This is a genomic window from Thalassotalea eurytherma, assembly GCF_030161415.1.
GTDB classification, from domain to species: domain Bacteria; phylum Pseudomonadota; class Gammaproteobacteria; order Enterobacterales; family Alteromonadaceae; genus Thalassotalea_G; species Thalassotalea_G eurytherma.
This window is the reverse complement of record NZ_BSSU01000005.1, coordinates 171,905-187,506: the sequence shown is the minus strand read 5'-3', so window position 1 is coordinate 187,506 and position 15,602 is coordinate 171,905. Positions and strand designations below refer to the sequence as shown.

At 40.3% G+C, this 15,602-nt stretch carries 15 protein-coding genes; 6 read left to right on the top strand and 9 right to left on the bottom strand.

The window, feature by feature from the left end; genetic code table 11:
• Positions 1-42: 42 nt before the first annotated feature.
• Positions 43-942: a LysR family transcriptional regulator gene (locus QQK02_RS06005; RefSeq protein ID WP_284207073.1), complete on the top strand. Its 900-nt coding sequence runs from the start codon at positions 43-45 to the stop codon at positions 940-942.
• Between the two features lie 90 nt (positions 943-1,032).
• On the top strand, positions 1,033-2,448 hold the full coding sequence (locus tag QQK02_RS06000) for a DUF4397 domain-containing protein (RefSeq protein WP_284207072.1): 1,416 nt from the start codon (positions 1,033-1,035) through the stop codon (positions 2,446-2,448).
• Positions 2,449-2,552: 104 nt separating this feature from the next.
• Here the strand turns inward: QQK02_RS06000 and glpK are convergent, their stop codons facing one another.
• The gene (glpK, locus tag QQK02_RS05995) at positions 2,553-4,037 is read right to left on the bottom strand and encodes a glycerol kinase GlpK (RefSeq protein ID WP_284207071.1); all 1,485 of its coding nucleotides are present in this window, start codon (positions 4,035-4,037) and stop codon (positions 2,553-2,555) included.
• Positions 4,038-4,642: 605 nt separating this feature from the next.
• Between glpK and QQK02_RS05990 the strand changes: the two genes are divergently transcribed.
• Complete coding sequence (locus QQK02_RS05990) at positions 4,643-5,401, top strand: SapC family protein (RefSeq protein ID WP_284207070.1); 759 nt, start codon at positions 4,643-4,645, stop codon at positions 5,399-5,401.
• Between the two features lie 76 nt (positions 5,402-5,477).
• Here QQK02_RS05990 and QQK02_RS05985 read toward each other — a convergent pair whose 3' ends face one another.
• From QQK02_RS05985 to QQK02_RS05975, 3 genes are read right to left on the bottom strand one after another with little or no spacing between them, the layout of a single operon-like run.
• The gene (locus QQK02_RS05985) at positions 5,478-5,945 is read right to left on the bottom strand and encodes a methyltransferase family protein (RefSeq protein WP_284207069.1); all 468 of its coding nucleotides are present in this window, start codon (positions 5,943-5,945) and stop codon (positions 5,478-5,480) included.
• A gap of 10 nt (positions 5,946-5,955) precedes the next feature.
• Entirely contained in the window at positions 5,956-6,210 is a 255-nt protein-coding gene (locus QQK02_RS05980) for a zinc ribbon domain-containing protein (RefSeq protein WP_284207068.1), read from the bottom strand.
• Between the two features lie 21 nt (positions 6,211-6,231).
• Positions 6,232-6,834 (bottom strand): glutathione S-transferase family protein, encoded by a 603-nt coding sequence (locus QQK02_RS05975; RefSeq protein ID WP_284207067.1) that lies wholly within the window; start codon positions 6,832-6,834, stop codon positions 6,232-6,234.
• Positions 6,835-6,912: 78 nt separating this feature from the next.
• Between QQK02_RS05975 and QQK02_RS05970 the strand changes: the two genes are divergently transcribed.
• The 3 genes from QQK02_RS05970 (at position 6,913) to QQK02_RS05960 (ending at position 9,229) form a co-directional block, all read left to right on the top strand.
• On the top strand, positions 6,913-7,164 hold the full coding sequence (locus QQK02_RS05970) for a hypothetical protein (protein WP_284207066.1): 252 nt from the start codon (positions 6,913-6,915) through the stop codon (positions 7,162-7,164).
• A gap of 131 nt (positions 7,165-7,295) precedes the next feature.
• Positions 7,296-7,922 carry a uracil phosphoribosyltransferase gene (gene upp, locus QQK02_RS05965; RefSeq protein WP_284207065.1) on the top strand — a complete coding sequence of 209 codons (627 nt, stop codon included), beginning with the start codon at positions 7,296-7,298 and terminating at the stop codon, positions 7,920-7,922.
• A 74-nt stretch (positions 7,923-7,996) separates the two neighbouring features.
• On the top strand, positions 7,997-9,229 hold the full coding sequence (locus QQK02_RS05960) for a uracil-xanthine permease family protein (protein ID WP_284207064.1): 1,233 nt from the start codon (positions 7,997-7,999) through the stop codon (positions 9,227-9,229).
• 37 nt (positions 9,230-9,266) lie between these two features.
• Here QQK02_RS05960 and QQK02_RS05955 read toward each other — a convergent pair whose 3' ends face one another.
• From QQK02_RS05955 to QQK02_RS05935, 5 genes are all read right to left on the bottom strand, one after another.
• Complete coding sequence (locus QQK02_RS05955) at positions 9,267-9,467, bottom strand: hypothetical protein (RefSeq protein ID WP_284207063.1); 201 nt, start codon at positions 9,465-9,467, stop codon at positions 9,267-9,269.
• Between the two features lie 82 nt (positions 9,468-9,549).
• Positions 9,550-10,437: an aspartoacylase gene (locus QQK02_RS05950; RefSeq protein WP_284207062.1), complete on the bottom strand. Its 888-nt coding sequence runs from the start codon at positions 10,435-10,437 to the stop codon at positions 9,550-9,552.
• A 198-nt stretch (positions 10,438-10,635) separates the two neighbouring features.
• Positions 10,636-14,709, bottom strand: a complete 4,074-nt coding sequence (locus QQK02_RS05945; protein WP_284207061.1) for a cobaltochelatase subunit CobN — start codon at positions 14,707-14,709, stop codon at positions 10,636-10,638.
• A gap of 2 nt (positions 14,710-14,711) precedes the next feature.
• A complete protein-coding gene (locus QQK02_RS05940) occupies positions 14,712-15,059 on the bottom strand; it encodes a DUF2149 domain-containing protein (RefSeq protein ID WP_284207060.1) in 348 nt (115 codons plus the stop codon).
• Positions 15,060-15,061: 2 nt separating this feature from the next.
• Positions 15,062-15,589: a MotA/TolQ/ExbB proton channel family protein gene (locus tag QQK02_RS05935; protein ID WP_284207059.1), complete on the bottom strand. Its 528-nt coding sequence runs from the start codon at positions 15,587-15,589 to the stop codon at positions 15,062-15,064.
• Positions 15,590-15,602: the final 13 nt, after the last annotated feature.

Here is a 15,602-nt window from a genome sequence, read left to right as displayed (position 1 = left end):
ATAGGGCTCTATTCGTGTGACGAATAGTTAAAAAACTAAAAAATGAAAGTAGATCTGAATTTGTTTATCGTATTTGAAGCAATCTATTGTGAAGGTAATATTTCTAAAGCTGCTGCTGCCTTGAACCTATCGCAACCTGCCGTTAGTCATGCACTCGCTAAATTGCGCGCCCATTACGAAGACAAGCTATTTATTCGCCAAGGCAACCAAATGCGCCCAACCGCATTAACGAAAAACGTGATAGTTGAAGTTAGAGAGGCTTTACAAAAATTAGAGATATCATTAATACAATCAAGAGCATTTGAACCTCAATCCTCTAAAAAGCAATGTGCTATTTCGTTACATAGCTCATTAGAAGCATATTACTTGCCGCCATTGGTTAAACAGTTAAGAGTGGAAGCGCCTCAATTATCATTGGCGACCAATAGAACCAAACGAAGCGACCTTGAACTCAAACTAGCTAGCGGTGATATTGATTTAGCGATCGATATTCTGCTACCAGTGAGTGAAAATATCCTTCATACCCAATTAGAAACCGATCAATTGGTTGTTGTTGCAAGAAAAGATCACCCCGCACTTAACAGTAAAATGACGCTAGAAAGCTATTTATCTCTCAATCATATCCTTGTCTCCTCACGAACCAGTGGTCCTGGTTTAGAAGATTTTGAATTAGGTCGTTTGGGATTACAGCGTAAAATATCGTTAAGGTGTCAGCACCTATTGTCGGCCTGTCGTGTCGTGGTCAATAGCGACTTAATTCTTACATTACCAAAGAATGCTGCACAGCTTTATCAAAAGGTGTTTGCAATTGATATTTTTGAGTTACCTGTTGCCTTGCCAAACATTGATGTACATCTTTACTGGCACCGCAATGTAGATAAAGATCCAGCAAACCAATGGCTAAGAAACAAAATGATTCTTTCAACACAAGATAAACTGTGATTTTGAAAAGTTGATTAAAAAATGATCCTTCTATTGAATCCTTAGCGTAATGAGCTTTGCAATTTACACATTACAATTAAAGGTAGAACAATGAAAAGGATCATAAAAAGTATTGTACCTGTAGCGTTAGCTGCTGTCATCATGGGTTGCGGTTCTGATAGTGACGATGCACGAGATATCGTTGTGCCAGAGCCACCAGCCCCTGAACTTGGCACCACGTATGTACGTGTTATTCACGGCTCAGCCGATGCGCCATTGGTTAATGTAAAAGCAGGTGACGATATTATTGAGGGTTTGGCTAGTGTTGATTATGGCGTTGGATCAGGCTTTTTATCGTTAACTGAAGGCTCTTACATGCTGTCGGTTGATGCGATTTTGCCAGATGAAAGCACTGCTACAGTGTTAGATTTGGGAGACGTAGCCCTAGCTGCTGACACAGAATACACAGTTATTGCTCACGGTTACGTGATGGAAGATGACGAAACATCGAATGATTTAGCTGCTGCCGTGATTGCGAATAGTAGTACTGATGTCGCTGATGGCAATATCCGCGTTCAAGTGTTGCATGCAGCGCCAAACGCACCTACCGTTGATTTGCACATTACTGGTGCTACAGATGAATTAACGACACCACTTGCTACGCTGGGCTACGGTGAAGCGACCGACCAAGTAGAAGTACCAGAAGGTGTATATCGTGTTCGCCTCGTAATCCCTGAAGGGATGGACGGTGCAGGAACAGTTGCATATGACATTGTTTTACCAGATTTAGCCGCTGGCGCCGATCTGTTCGTTGCTGCAGTGCCAAATACAGAAGTGATGACATCGCCTGTGAAGTTACTTGTTAATGATGGTAGCACTACGTCGACGCTTTACGACGACAGAACAACAGCACAAGTGCGTGTTATCCATGCAGCAGCTGATGTACCGAATGTCGACATTTTTGTTGATAATGGCAAAGTAGATGCGCTTTCAAATGCACCATTTGGTGGCGTAACTGGCTATGTCGATTTACCAGAAGGTACATATACTGTTGACGCTCGCTTGACCGCAGATAATACAGTGACGGGTATTTCAAGTGAGTTGTCGGTAATGACTAACAACAAATACACAGTGAATGCTGTAGGTACACTTGACGCAATGGACGATGCAGCACTTGAATATTACGTATTGATGGACAACGTGCGCTCTGTTGCTACCGAAACCAAAGTGCGCATTACACATGCTCACCCAAGTGTTGGTAACGTTGATATTTACGTGACGGCAGATGGCATGATAGATGATGTAGAACCTGCGTTTAGTGATGTACCATTTAAAGCAACAACTAACTTTGTGACACTGGCACCTGGTGAATACAGCGTGAAAGTGACAGCAACTGGCACTAAGACCGTAGCAATTGACACAGGTATTCTCGATTTAATGGCGGGTAAAATTTATTCGGCGACAGCAGTAAATGACCCTGCGGCAATACCAGCAAACTTGATTTTGTCGGATGCGTTTATTGAATAAGCTTAGACCTGATGATGAAAGTTATTTAGACCAATAATCATAACCTAGAAAACGAACTAAAAAAGGAGAGCCTAGCTCTCCTTTTTATATCATAACTATATGTTTTATGACGTTGTGCGAATCCGATTTATCGCATTAATCCATCGTTGATAATGCTCGCTTGCTAACTCATTGCTAATTTTTGGTTGAAATTTGGCGGTGCTTTGCCACAGTGACTGAATATGAGTGACTGACTCAAAGATTCCTGCTTTTAAACCCGCCAAAAATGCTACACCTAAAGCCGTTGTTTCAGCAGATTTAGGTTGCTCAACTTCAACCTGCAAGCAATCTGATAAATACTGCAATAACCACTCATTATTTGTCATGCCACCGTCAACTTTAATCGTGCAAATTTCAATGCCATCTTTTTCCATAGCGGTCAGTAGGTCTTTTGTTTGATAACACACAGATTGCAAGGCAGCGTTAACAATTTCTTTGATGCCAGTATCTCTTGTTAAACCCAGAATTGCGCCACGAGCATCAGGATCCCAAAATGGCGCGCCTAATCCGGTAAACGCAGGAATTAATGTAACGCCATGATCTTGATTGGCTTCCATCGCCAAACGCTCTGAATCGCTCGCGTTGGAAATTAATTCTAGGCCGTCTCTCAACCATTGGATCACAGCGCCTGCAACAAAAATACTTCCTTCCAACGCATAGGTCACTTCACCATCTATACGATAGGCAACGGTAGAGAGTAGTTTATTGGTTGAGGTAAATACCGTATCCCCAGTATTTACCATTACAAAACAGCCGGTGCCATATGTACTTTTTACACTGCCCTTTTCAAAACAAGCTTGACCAAAAAGCGCAGCATGCTGGTCTCCCGCGATGCCTTGAATAGGAATATCAAAACCCAACATTTGTGTAGAGGTAACACCAAAATCAGCTGAACTATCTAGCACAACAGGCAGGAGTGACTTTGGAATATTAAAGAGCTCAAGCAATTCATCATCCCAACATTGCTCATGAATATTAAATAACATGGTACGCGAAGCATTTGTCGCATCGGTAAAGTGAGACTGACCATCAGTTAAGTGCCAAAGTAAAAACGTATCAACAGTACCGAAAACTAATTCACCCGCTTGTGCTTTATCCCGAGCACCTTCAACATTATCTAATATCCATTTTAATTTCGTGGCGGAAAAATAAGGATCTAGCAACAGCCCAGTTTTCTCGGCAACCATGTTGCCATGACCATGCTCGCTAAGCTCCTGACAATATTGACTGGTTCTTCTATCCTGCCAAACAATCGCATTGTATATCGGATTTCCCGTCGTTTTATCCCAAACAATCGTAGTTTCACGTTGATTAGTGATGCCAAGAGATTTGATTTGTCCAGCTTGAATATTTTGCTTTGACATTAACTTACGGCACGTGGACATCACCGACGCCAATAGTTCTTCAGGCGTATGTTCAACCCAACCGTCTTTGGGATAATATTGAGGAAATTCCTGTTGTTCACTATCAACTACATTACCTAAGCAATCAAACAACATCGCTCGTGAGCTCGTCGTTCCTTGATCAATCGCTAAAATGTATTCTTTCATGTGCAACAACCTTTACTGTCTGCCGAGTATTAAAATAACTCATTTATCTGATTATAAATGACTATTTGATAATAGCATGGGATATATGATGACAAGCAACAGACTGTAACGCCAGATAACAGTATGGTAAAAAAGGGGACATCTTATAAGCAAAATTATTATCCTCTTGTCTACAAGTCAAAAAGATAACAAAAATTAATTTTAATAGTTTCAGACACTAAGCGCTTACTTAATCATCAAGACGATAAAAGCATTGAACGACAACGTTCCCTAACTAGATAAATTTATCACTGATGCCATGCAAAAACCTGCGCTAAAGCCTTAACGTGCGCTAAAGCTTGTGGCAATATAGGCGACAATTAAACAGTGATTTTTCACATGCAGCTGTAATATTTCCCGCCAATTAAAACCATTACGAACGTTTATGGTGTGGGTACTTAAATAGATAAACGACATTTTACTTATCACCTAAGTACTTAAAAATGCAGAAAATATAGACCAGTTAGGTAGTTGTTAGTCAAAAGCATAAATACCTTTAAGCCTTAAAATACTGCTAATAAACTAAATAATATCAATATAATAACTATATTCATTCAGAGAGATTTATGGAAAACCTAGCCCCATTATCACCACAAAATCATAGTGCATTTTTCTTAAAAGAAGGTGTTGATTTTCCAGCAATTAAAACGAAACGAAACGCAGCCGTCATGGTCAGTGAGTTTGCCGTTGCATCAACTAGCTACCCTTTATTCTTTATTAAAAATACGTCAACTGATCAATTTGATGCGATTGCATTGATGGCACTCGATAGCCATAACGTATTTTATCAGCAAGAAAATGCGATGAATGTCGCATATATGCCACAAAGCTTGTCGTTGTTACCGTTTCAAGTTGTAGCGGATCCTAACAATCCAAACCGTATCGTGCCTTTACTTGATACAAACTCAAGCTTAGTAAGCATGCAGCAAGAAGAGCAAAGTATGAAGTTGTTTAACGACGACGGTAGTGCTTCACAAGCGGTTACAGCAAAACAGCAAGCAATGCGTGAGTTATACCAACATGAAATAACCACTATTGAGTTTATTAACCAATTAACTCGACTTGGTTTGTTAAAAGAGCTTGATCTAGAGATTACATTTGCTGCTGGCGAAAAAACAACCATTAAAGGTCTTTTCACCGTAAAAGAAGAAGGCTTAAGTGAATTGTCTGCGCAAGATAAAGCATTGTTTGAAGAGCGCGGATATTACCCTGCAATCTACGCAATGCTAGCTTCATTAACTCAAATGAACCGTATGATGCAATTACATAATCATCAGCAACCGGCAAACCTTATTGAGAATATGCAATTTCAACTTGCCCAATAATTTTACGCTGTCAGTTAAAAAGGAGCTATTTAGCTCCTTTTTTTTGCACTACGCACTGTTACTACTTACTTTTTAACTATAACCAACGTCTAACCCGACCTAAATATTGGGTATAGTTCTCGCCAAACAACTTTGTTAACGCTTGCTCTTCAGCACTTATTTGAAACTTATTCATATACAACATAAAAGCAGGAATAAACAAGAATAAAAAGGTGTGGCCTAAGTAGGTTGAAAAACTAATCAAACACATAACAAAACCAACGTACATCGGATTTCGAGAAATGCGATAAACACCAGTATCAACGAGCTTTGCACTGGTTTCTGGTGACATAGGGTTGACCGTTGTTTGTGCTTTTTTAAACGCTAAAACACCAGCAAGACTAAAGTAACAAGCTAAGATTAGCGTTATTGCGATGCCTACTTTTCGATATAAGGTGAGTTCAATAGCCCCACCAGCAAACAGTGAGGTAATAAACATTACAACGGCAAAAATAGTGACTAGTAATAAGGGTGGAATTTTTAACATTAAAAACTGCGTATTCACTCAGGCTCCTTTATTTTTGCCATCGTTTTAATTTTGGAATATTACGAGTAAAAAGCCAAGCTAGCCAACCTGGCCACCCTTGCTCTTTCATTTTTTCTATACAAAATACTTGCTTCTGCTGAGCAGTAAAGTCGCTTTGAGTAAACTCGCCATCAAGATAACAGTAACTACAATATAATGTTGATTTAACGTCATCTTTTTCTGTACCGCCGTGACCTGGATCTTTATCCATTGGCATACCACAACTTTGGCAGAACTTCCCCATTATTTGCTCCTTAACGCTACCTTAGCTTTTCATCTCCACATAGCCTTCAAGAGATTCTATTCGTTTAAACCAAGTCGTAATGTTTGGATAATTTGATAGATCAAAGCCCCCTTGCTCGGCAACATGACTATAGGCATACAAAGAGATATCCGCAACCGTGCAATGTTGCCCCACTAAAAAAGGCGTCTTTGCCAGTTGCTGCTCCATCACCGACAATGCTTTGTAACAGCCTTGGTGTTTTGATACATACTCTTCACGACGCTCATCAGGTAAGCCCAAATACAAATTGATATAACGCGCGACAGCAATGTAGGGCTCATGAGAATACTGCTCAAAAAATTGCCATTGCTGAACTTTAGCTAATGATTTGCCATCTCGCGGCAAAAAGTCACTTCCTGTTGCCAAATAGTTCAAGATGGCATTCGACTCACTCAAACACCAACCATCTTCGTCAACATATAAAGGGATTTTACCGTTTGGATTTTTAGCTAAAAACTCAGGTTTTTGGCTTTCTCCCGCCAAAATATCAACGTCTTGCCATTGATAATCAAGTTTAAGTAGCTCGCAAAGTAACTCAAGCTTATAGCAATTGCCTGATTTTCTATCTCCATATATCTTCGCCACTAATTACTCCTTATTATTGCGTGTAACGCGTTCACTAGTAGAATAGCAATTATCAATTGTGCTTTTGTATCATAACTTATGGCAAAACCGAACAAAAAAGCCCCAGAAAAATCAGTCGATATCTATTGTCAAAAATGTCGGCAACAACTTTTTCAGTATAAAAAAGGCGGCAAAGGTGCGTTAATTAAATGCTTTAAAGAACGCATTACGAAAGACTATACGTCAACTGAAGGTATTTGCCCCCAGTGCAACACGCAATTTGCTCGTGACGCTTTAGTTAGAGGAACGCCAGCATTAAAAATCATAGGTAACAAAGCGTTCGCTAAATAAATAAGCTTTGATCTATCACACGTAAGCTACAATTAATCACAACAAAAACACAATCACTTACGAGCAAACATAACGAGTGTGCTAACATCTCGCTGTTTGTGTCGAGAACAAGAGCAGATAAGGAGCTTAGCATGGCAATTCACGAAATTAATCATCCTTTGGTTAAACATAAAATCAGTTTAATGCGTGCTGAAAAGCTAAGCACTCGCGACTTTCGCCAACTAGCGGCTGAAGTAGGTTGTTTATTAACTTATGAAGCAACTAAACATTTAGAAGTTGAGAATTACCAGTTTGCTGGTTGGAATGGTGACATCGAAGGTCAGCGTATTAAAGGTAAAAAAGTTACCGTTGTACCTATTCTTCGAGCAGGTATTGGTATGCTAGATGGTGTGTTAGAACTCATTCCAAGTGCTCGAGTGAGCGTTGTTGGTTTATATCGCGATGAAGAAACCTTGGAGCCCGTCACCTATTTCCAAAAGCTAACCTCTAACATAGAAGATCGTTTAGCGCTTGTTGTTGACCCTATGCTTGCTACAGGTGGCTCAATGGTCGCCACAATCGACATTCTAAAAGAAGCTGGCTGTAAAAATATTAAAGCGTTAGTACTCGTCGCAGCGCCAGAAGGTTTAGAAAAAATGCAAAAGGCACACCCTGATGTTGAAATTTATACCGCAGCAATTGATAGCCACCTTAATGAAAACGGCTACATCATTCCTGGATTAGGAGACGCTGGCGATAAAATTTTCGGCACGCAATAACCCTCTTTTATTATCAACAAGCCTAAGTATCCACTTAGGCTTTTTATTGTTTAACACTTTGTTAAAGGCGCAGTATGTTTAACAATCAAGATATTACTATTAAAAATGCAATTGCAGGTTTGCAAATGCTCTTTGTCGCTTTTGGTGCGTTAGTTTTAATGCCACTTATTACAGGCTTAGATCCAAGCGTTGCTTTATTTACCGCGGGTATAGGTACGTTAGCGTTCCATTTCGTTACAAAGAATACCGTGCCTATATTTTTAGCATCCTCTTTCGCTTTTGCTGCACCTATTACTTATTCGGTTCAACACTTCGGCATGCCACAAACTATGGGCGCTCTTTTTGTTGCCGGTATTGTTTATATGGTTTTGGCAATTACCGTAAAATTTCGAGGTACTCACTTTCTGCAAAAACTATTACCACCGGTTGTGGTTGCCCCAATCATTATGGTTATTGGTTTAAGCCTTGCTCCCGTTGCCGTAAACATGGCGATGGGTAAGGCTGGTGATGGTTCGGCTCAACTTTTTCCTTATGAACAAGCCATTATTGTTTCAATGATTTCACTATTAACAACCTTAGCCGTGGCAAGTTTAGGTCGTGGAATATTTAGACTCGTGCCTATCATGTCTGGTGTTTTTATTGGTTACATTGCCGCTTATTTCATGGGCATGGTGAATACTGAGATCGTTAGTCAAGCACAATGGTTTGCTGTGCCAAATTTTATAACGCCTGAATTTAGCCTACCTGCAATTTTATTTATGATCCCGGTTGCGATAGCACCGGCTATTGAGCACGTAGGTGACCTACTTGCCATAAGTAACGTTACCGGTAAAGACTATTTTAAAAAGCCAGGCCTACATCGCACCTTGTTTGGCGATGGTATTGCAACTTCGCTAGCGTCTATGTTCGGTGGACCACCAAATACAACGTATTCAGAAGTGACTGGCGCCGTGATGTTCACCAAAATGTTTAATCCGGTCATTATGATTTTTGCCGCTATCGCCGCTATCTGTTTAGCATTTATTGGCAAATTTGGCGTGAGCTTACAAACCATTCCTGCTCCAGTAATGGGTGGTATTTTAACCTTACTATTTGGCTCTATCGCTAGCGTAGGGATGAATTTATTAGTTAAAGATCAAGTCGACCTATCAGAGCAACGTAACCTTATTATCGTGTCGACAACATTAGTGTTTGGTATTGGCGGTATGATGGTTGGTAGCGGAGAATGGAGCCTTCAAGGTATTAGCTTATGTGGTGTCGTCGCTATTGTCCTGAACTTAGTTCTCCCAAAAGAAGCAGACGAATAAGATACTTAAATAAAAAAGCCAAATAATGCGCGTTGCGTTATTTGGCTTTTGCTAGCTCTCTTTCAAGCTCTATTTGAAAGTCATCGTTATACGAGACTTCCGTTAACTCAATCTCTTCAATACGCGTTATTGCGTCATCAAGTATGTGATGTATTTCCATATACTCATGCTCGTTATGCCTATTCTTCGAGAATTTTGTAACGAGCTCATTTAATCGTCGATATGATGCTACATCCATAAGTTCCTCCAACATTAGCGCTCTTATAAGTGTAGTTCATTTATTTACAGCAAGCTGTTATTTTACCGTAAATAACCATCGACTATTTCGTTAGCATTGAGACTTTTTTTGCTAACGACATCGCTAAGTTATTGTCATAGTAGGCTGCTTCATTGATAAAATGAGGATAGGCTTCATAATCGCCCTGATAACAAATTTCACCACCGTCAAATAAAGTAAAAATAGGGTCTCCCTTTGTAAGTACCTTAAAATCTTGATCTTGAACATTTTTATGAACCATACCAATGCGTTCACCATGTTCGTCTTCAGGTAGTTTCAAGCTTTCGATATAACGATATGCTTGATAACTTTCAGGCAAGCTTGTCACTTCATCTTTATTAAATAACACAACAAAATCGAGAATGTGTTGAGTCATTGCTTCCATATAATCAAGTACATCTTGACGCACTACCGACTGAGGTTGTGGACCAATTTCGACAATCACGCCTTGAGCAGCAACTGACGCTAAGAAGTAATGTTCTTCAAGGCTCACTTGGTCTTCAAAAACGATGACGGCTTCTGGCATTTTAGCCAGTACATAAGCGCCTAGTTGGCGATTAAATAGGTCTGATTGCAACAAAATCAACGTGGGTCCCATGTTTGATGTGGTGTTATGCAAGTCGATAATAAAATCACTTTTTGCATCACCTTTTGGGCCCAGCTCTGCGTTTATTGCCTTAGCACGACTTTGCTCATAATTAGTTAACGAATTGTCAGCAAGGCTTGTTGAAATGAACTGACGGTTTAAATCACAATCGATATAGCGTTTATTCTCTTCGTGTGCCTTCGTATTGGCAAATAACGTATGAATAGTTAATCCCTCTCTTTCGAGATATTCAGGTCGTTTGTTCCACTTTTTTAACAAGTAAATGCCACTAAATTCGTTTCCATGTGTGCCGCCAACCACGGCTACTTGTTCTATTTTTGCCATCTATTTTGCCCTTACCTAATGATTTCATAACGCAATACTAATAATCTCTAGTTTACGTAAATATTGCCTGTTAACTAGTATTAGTTGTTATAAGCTAGAAAAAATCCAAAAAAAAGGCGATAGCATAACTATCGCCTAAAACATGAACCATTATGGCTCGATCACAGAGAAGTGATTTTTTACAAATAGCGCTAACAATTACGCCGCGCGTTTCATTTCAACCGGTTTAAAAGACCAAACAACAGCTTTAGGCTTTCTAAATACATCGTGAAAAACTCCAAGCAAGAATATAGCGATCAATACGTAAACAGCAGTGTAGTCATTATCGACTTCTTGACTTTGTACCTGTTCTTCTAGTTTTTGCCCCTGAACTTGTTGAATCTGTGGCATCGATGCCGCTTGAGCATTTGCCATGGCATTAGCAAGTGCCTGTGATAATGGTGTCATACCAAATCCAGCAGCCGTTGCATCCATATATTCATTGAACTTTTCATTTTGGCTGGCAACATCAAATTCAGCGGCTACTTCAGTATAAGTTTCAACCATTTTCTTCAACGTTTCTTCATCAGCTTGCCAATAGCCTTTACGCACAGCTTCAAGCATACGCTCTAGAATTTGTGCGAGTGATTCTGGATTCGCCTGTTCAAAAAACTCACGCATATCCATTTGATATTTATCCTCAACATACACTTCAAAGAACTCTTGCCACTGATCATCACGAATAGCTTCTGGCGTCATCACTTCCCAGCCCCACATATTATTCATACGATCTAAGATTGCCGTTGCACCTGCGTAGCCAGAATCTTGCATCGCCTCAATCCAGCGAGGATGAAAATATCGTGAACGCATTTCTTGGTTGACGAACTCATCTAGGGTTTGGGTTTTAATTTGATCTTTCTTGCGCAGGTTAGAAACGTACATTTCAGGCGTAGCACCATCTAAATGACGAACAGCAAGCCCTATTCCACCAAAGTATTGGAAAGGGTCATCGTTGGTCATTAATGCATATAAGTTTGTTGAACGAGAAAATATTACGCCGTCTGTGCCAGATAGTACCTTGTTGTAGAGGCCTTCACCGTCGCCGAGCGCATTACCGACATTTTCAGACCAACGCTTTTCATCATAACCAAAAGCGTAACCCATGCGATCAAGGTATAAGTCAGCAAGTTTATCGTCAGTTTCCCACGTATCAGACGCTAAAGAGCTTGCCGCTAAGCCTGTGCCGTAATTACCCGTTTCATTTGAGAAAATACGAATAGACGATAAGTAATTTGCATCTTCTTCAGATTTTCCTTTATCAAGTAGCTCTTGCTTTAATGTATTGGCATGACGATAAACAAAGTTATTCTCTTCCTTCATTTTAGCTACTTTATCAATTGCTTTGGCAAGCCACAGCATGACATTTGGAAAGGCGTCACGGTATAAACCAGTTGCCGAAATAACGACATCAATACGAGGGCGGTTTAACTCGCTCATCGGGATCACTTCGGTATCTACAACGTTACCTTGGCGGTTCCATTTAGGCTTAAGTCCCAAGGCATGCAAAATTTGCGCTTCCAAGGCGCCTTGATGACGCATGGTTTCTAGTGACCACAATGAAAATGCTAACTTGTCAGGATACTTACCATGCTTTTCTACATAAGCATCAATCGTTTGATTCATTAATGTGACACCAGCGTCATAGGCTTCTTTAGAAGGCACTTTTGCGGGGTTAAAACCGATTAAGTTACGACCTGTTGGCGCTGCATTTGGGTTTCGAATAGGATCGCCACCGTAACTGACAGGTATATAGTTTGCTTCGAGCGCTAACAGCAGGTTTTTGATTTCAGCAATCCCTTGGAAGTTGTCCCAATACGCTTTTGCTAATGTTAAGTCTTGCGTAAGTTGCTCATCTAAATTTGCAAGCGACTCTGGCTCGTTTACATAGCGACTTACTAATTGAAATCCGTCTAACGCTTCAAGTTTTTTAACGTTGCGCTCGTCAAACTGCTGATCGGCAGGAACCGTTAAACCATTGGCTTGCTCATAGGTTTTAGCGCGTTCTGTAAAGTCATCACCTAACATTTGTAACATGGTTGAATACAAATGTGCTTCTTTTGGCAACTTACCAAAAATATGAATACCTAATGGCTGGCTCATTTGAGCCAACGCGTTTAAGTGATCTTGAATGCGCGATATTTGATTGTCAAAATCATTAATTAATTCAGTTTCCGTCATAGAAAGGTCGTTAAGCATATTCAAACTGTTTGCCATTGAAACAATTTCCGCTTTTGTATTTGCTTTCGTTTGGCCTTCTTCTAACATCATGTAGCTTGCTATTTTTTCATTTAGATCAGCAACTTCAACATATAAGCCAGCTTTCGCAAAACCTGGCGTTAAATGGCTGATCATCGTTGCACGGCCACGACGTTTGGCCTGCATTGCTTCACCAACGTTATCGATAATATACGGATAAAACACAGGTTTATTGCCAATCGCTAAACTTGGTGCGTCGTATACCGATAAACCACGTTCTTTACCTGTTAACCACTCTTGCGAGCCATGTGTGCCTAAGTGGATGTAAGCATCGGTTTTAAATACTTCGCGAGCAAACAAATAGATAGCTAAATAACTATGATTAATCGGCGTTTTAGTTGAGTGATAAAGTGAAGAATGCTCTTCTTGCGTTTCCCCACGCACACCTTGTGGCAACACGATCATATTACCTAGGTTCATACGCGGGATAACAAACGCTTTGGTTAACAGACCATCGATTGCTGTTTCACGCAACATACCGCTGTCTTCTGGCTTGCCCCAACGTTCAACAATTGGCTTAGTAACAGTTTCAGGTAAGGCATTAAACCAATCTAAGTAAGTTTGAAGTGTCATATATTCAGCAAGGTCTTGCTCAATCAGTACTTCAGCATCTTCGCCACGATAATAGGGACGAAGTAATTTCCCCGCCGACTCTATTAAATAAGCGCTATCTTTGACATTTATCGAATAGCCTTTGTCTTTCATTGCTATGGCAATTTGTTCGATAGATGAAGGAACGTCTAAAAAAGCTGCACCAATATTTTTTTCGCCTGGCGGGTAATTCCAAATAAAGGTTGCGACCTTTTTCTCTGAATTTTCAATGTGTGCTAAAGACGCATGATTGTATGCACGCTCAATAAATGCGTTGAGTTGGTAGTCAATTGCTACTTTTTCACCTTTCTCATTAGCGGCAATTATGGTTGGATCAGCACTTCCCGTGTCTTCAGGCATGACGAGGAAAAACGGTGTTAATGACGGCGATACGCCTGCATGATCTGCTTCAAATTGTTGTTGATCACCTTCAGTGTAATTCAACGCATGTAAAACAGGTACACCGAGTTTTTCAAACTCACCACGACGCTTTTCAACATAATGCAATGACCGATAATTGATGAGTAAATTAACACGAGACTGACCATTTTCATGAGTTAACAAGTCGGTGTAATTTAACGCTTCGTCATTTCCTTCAAAGAAAAAGCCTAACGCTTTACCGCCTTTACCTTCTATACCTTTGATAAGCGCATCAACAATTTGTTGTTGTTCGTAATCAACAACACTTCGGTGCATACCAATAGCGATCACAACTTGATTGGCTTCGGGTGCTAGAAAATCAAAAAACGCCTGTTCATTTGACGTTACCTGACCCTCAAATTGCGGATGGTATAAGCCAACATTGGGCACAATAAAAGGTGTTTTGGCTTGTTCCGACGATAAACCTAGCACGTTATTTGCAATGTAGTACATCATTTGCTGATAGTTGTAGCGACCAGCATTGTTAAAATAGTTACCAATGGCTGTTTGCTTTTGCTCGTCTAAGCCTTGGTTCATTGCATCGTTATCTAAGTCACCTAGAGACACAACAGGTACATTGGGAAACTGCGCTAAAAGTGGCTGATGTTTAGCGAACATAAACTTACTCAGCGCCGGATTAATACCGTCCAGTAAGATCAAAGACGCAGACTGCCAGTCTTGGGCGATTTGCGCATCATCTTTACCTTTGGTTGAGTAAACAACTAAATCAAAAGGTTGTTCGCTCGCTAAGCTTTTTAGTAATTCCCCTTTGGGCTTAGATGCATGAGACGACATCATTAACAGAACTTGGGGCTTGGCAGAAAGCGCTTGTGCTTGAGCATAGTTAACAACAAGCATTGCCCAAAATGTTGTTAAGATTAACGCAACGCTTAACAACATAGTGATCAAGTATGGCGTTAGATTGATTAAACTCGTAGCTAATTTATCTTTGATAAGCTTTAGCATGATTACTTCCCTTCACTATGTTGCTGAGCGCCATCATCTTGGCCATCTTCTGGTACATAAACAAAGCTGCCATCTGCCATTTTATATGCCACGCCAGCTCGCATACCTTCACCAGAACCAATATCGCCAGTTGATTTATATTGTTTGATTTCTTTACCTTTTTTAACGATGACTTCCATATTCGGCTTACCGGCATTTTTCACAACGGTCACATCGTCGTCGTTAAAGACATTGAGGGGGTTTTGCGCTAAGGCAATCATCAGTGCAGCAATAATCACAAGAAAAACGTCAACTAAATTGACTGCGCTAACAATTGGGTTTAGTTCTTCATCATCATCTAGAAAACGCACGACTAAACCTCTTTCAACTTACGAATGTTAATGAGCTCGTTTGCACACCAACGCTTCTTAACGGATGCTGGCCAAAACGTTATTGACGAGATAACTAAACCCCAAATAACAGCCGCAAAAGCGATAATAAGGTTTTCGCTGATACCTTGAATATTACCGTCAGCAAGAGCCTGTAACGCAGGTCCCATAGGGATCATCGTAGCGATCAAACCCAGCATAGGCGCAACACGTGTCACAATACGCAGTGTTTCTAACTCTTTTAACGCGACAACTTCAAGCTCGTCTTCACTCGCTGTAGGGTTATTAATAAAATAATTATGAATTGGGTAGCCATTGAGGGTTTTGCCTTCAAGTGAAGCTATTTGGCGCACGTAACTCACATTATTTTGTCGGCGAATGACCAACTGTGCGATAAAGCGTCCACTGGCAAACAGTGCATAGGCCATCATTAGCACGATAAGTATCAGTACAGGGGTCATTAGCATGGTTGATACTTCTGACATGCTCAATTCAATTAATTCAATATTCATTTTTGTTGTTATC

Coding starts and splice junctions, on each gene's coding strand:
- upp (WP_284207065.1), top strand. CDS start 7,296: ATGGCAATTCACGAAATTAATCATCCTTTGGTTAAACATAAAATCAGT.
- glpK (WP_284207071.1), bottom strand. CDS start 4,037: ATGAAAGAATACATTTTAGCGATTGATCAAGGAACGACGAGCTCACGA.
- QQK02_RS05945 (WP_284207061.1), bottom strand. CDS start 14,709: ATGCTAAAGCTTATCAAAGATAAATTAGCTACGAGTTTAATCAATCTA.
- QQK02_RS05990 (WP_284207070.1), top strand. CDS start 4,643: ATGGAAAACCTAGCCCCATTATCACCACAAAATCATAGTGCATTTTTC.
- QQK02_RS05955 (WP_284207063.1), bottom strand. CDS start 9,467: ATGGATGTAGCATCATATCGACGATTAAATGAGCTCGTTACAAAATTC.
- QQK02_RS05950 (WP_284207062.1), bottom strand. CDS start 10,437: ATGGCAAAAATAGAACAAGTAGCCGTGGTTGGCGGCACACATGGAAAC.
- QQK02_RS06000 (WP_284207072.1), top strand. CDS start 1,033: ATGAAAAGGATCATAAAAAGTATTGTACCTGTAGCGTTAGCTGCTGTC.
- QQK02_RS05960 (WP_284207064.1), top strand. CDS start 7,997: ATGTTTAACAATCAAGATATTACTATTAAAAATGCAATTGCAGGTTTG.
- QQK02_RS05980 (WP_284207068.1), bottom strand. CDS start 6,210: ATGGGGAAGTTCTGCCAAAGTTGTGGTATGCCAATGGATAAAGATCCA.
- QQK02_RS05970 (WP_284207066.1), top strand. CDS start 6,913: ATGGCAAAACCGAACAAAAAAGCCCCAGAAAAATCAGTCGATATCTAT.
- QQK02_RS06005 (WP_284207073.1), top strand. CDS start 43: ATGAAAGTAGATCTGAATTTGTTTATCGTATTTGAAGCAATCTATTGT.
- QQK02_RS05935 (WP_284207059.1), bottom strand. CDS start 15,589: ATGAATATTGAATTAATTGAATTGAGCATGTCAGAAGTATCAACCATG.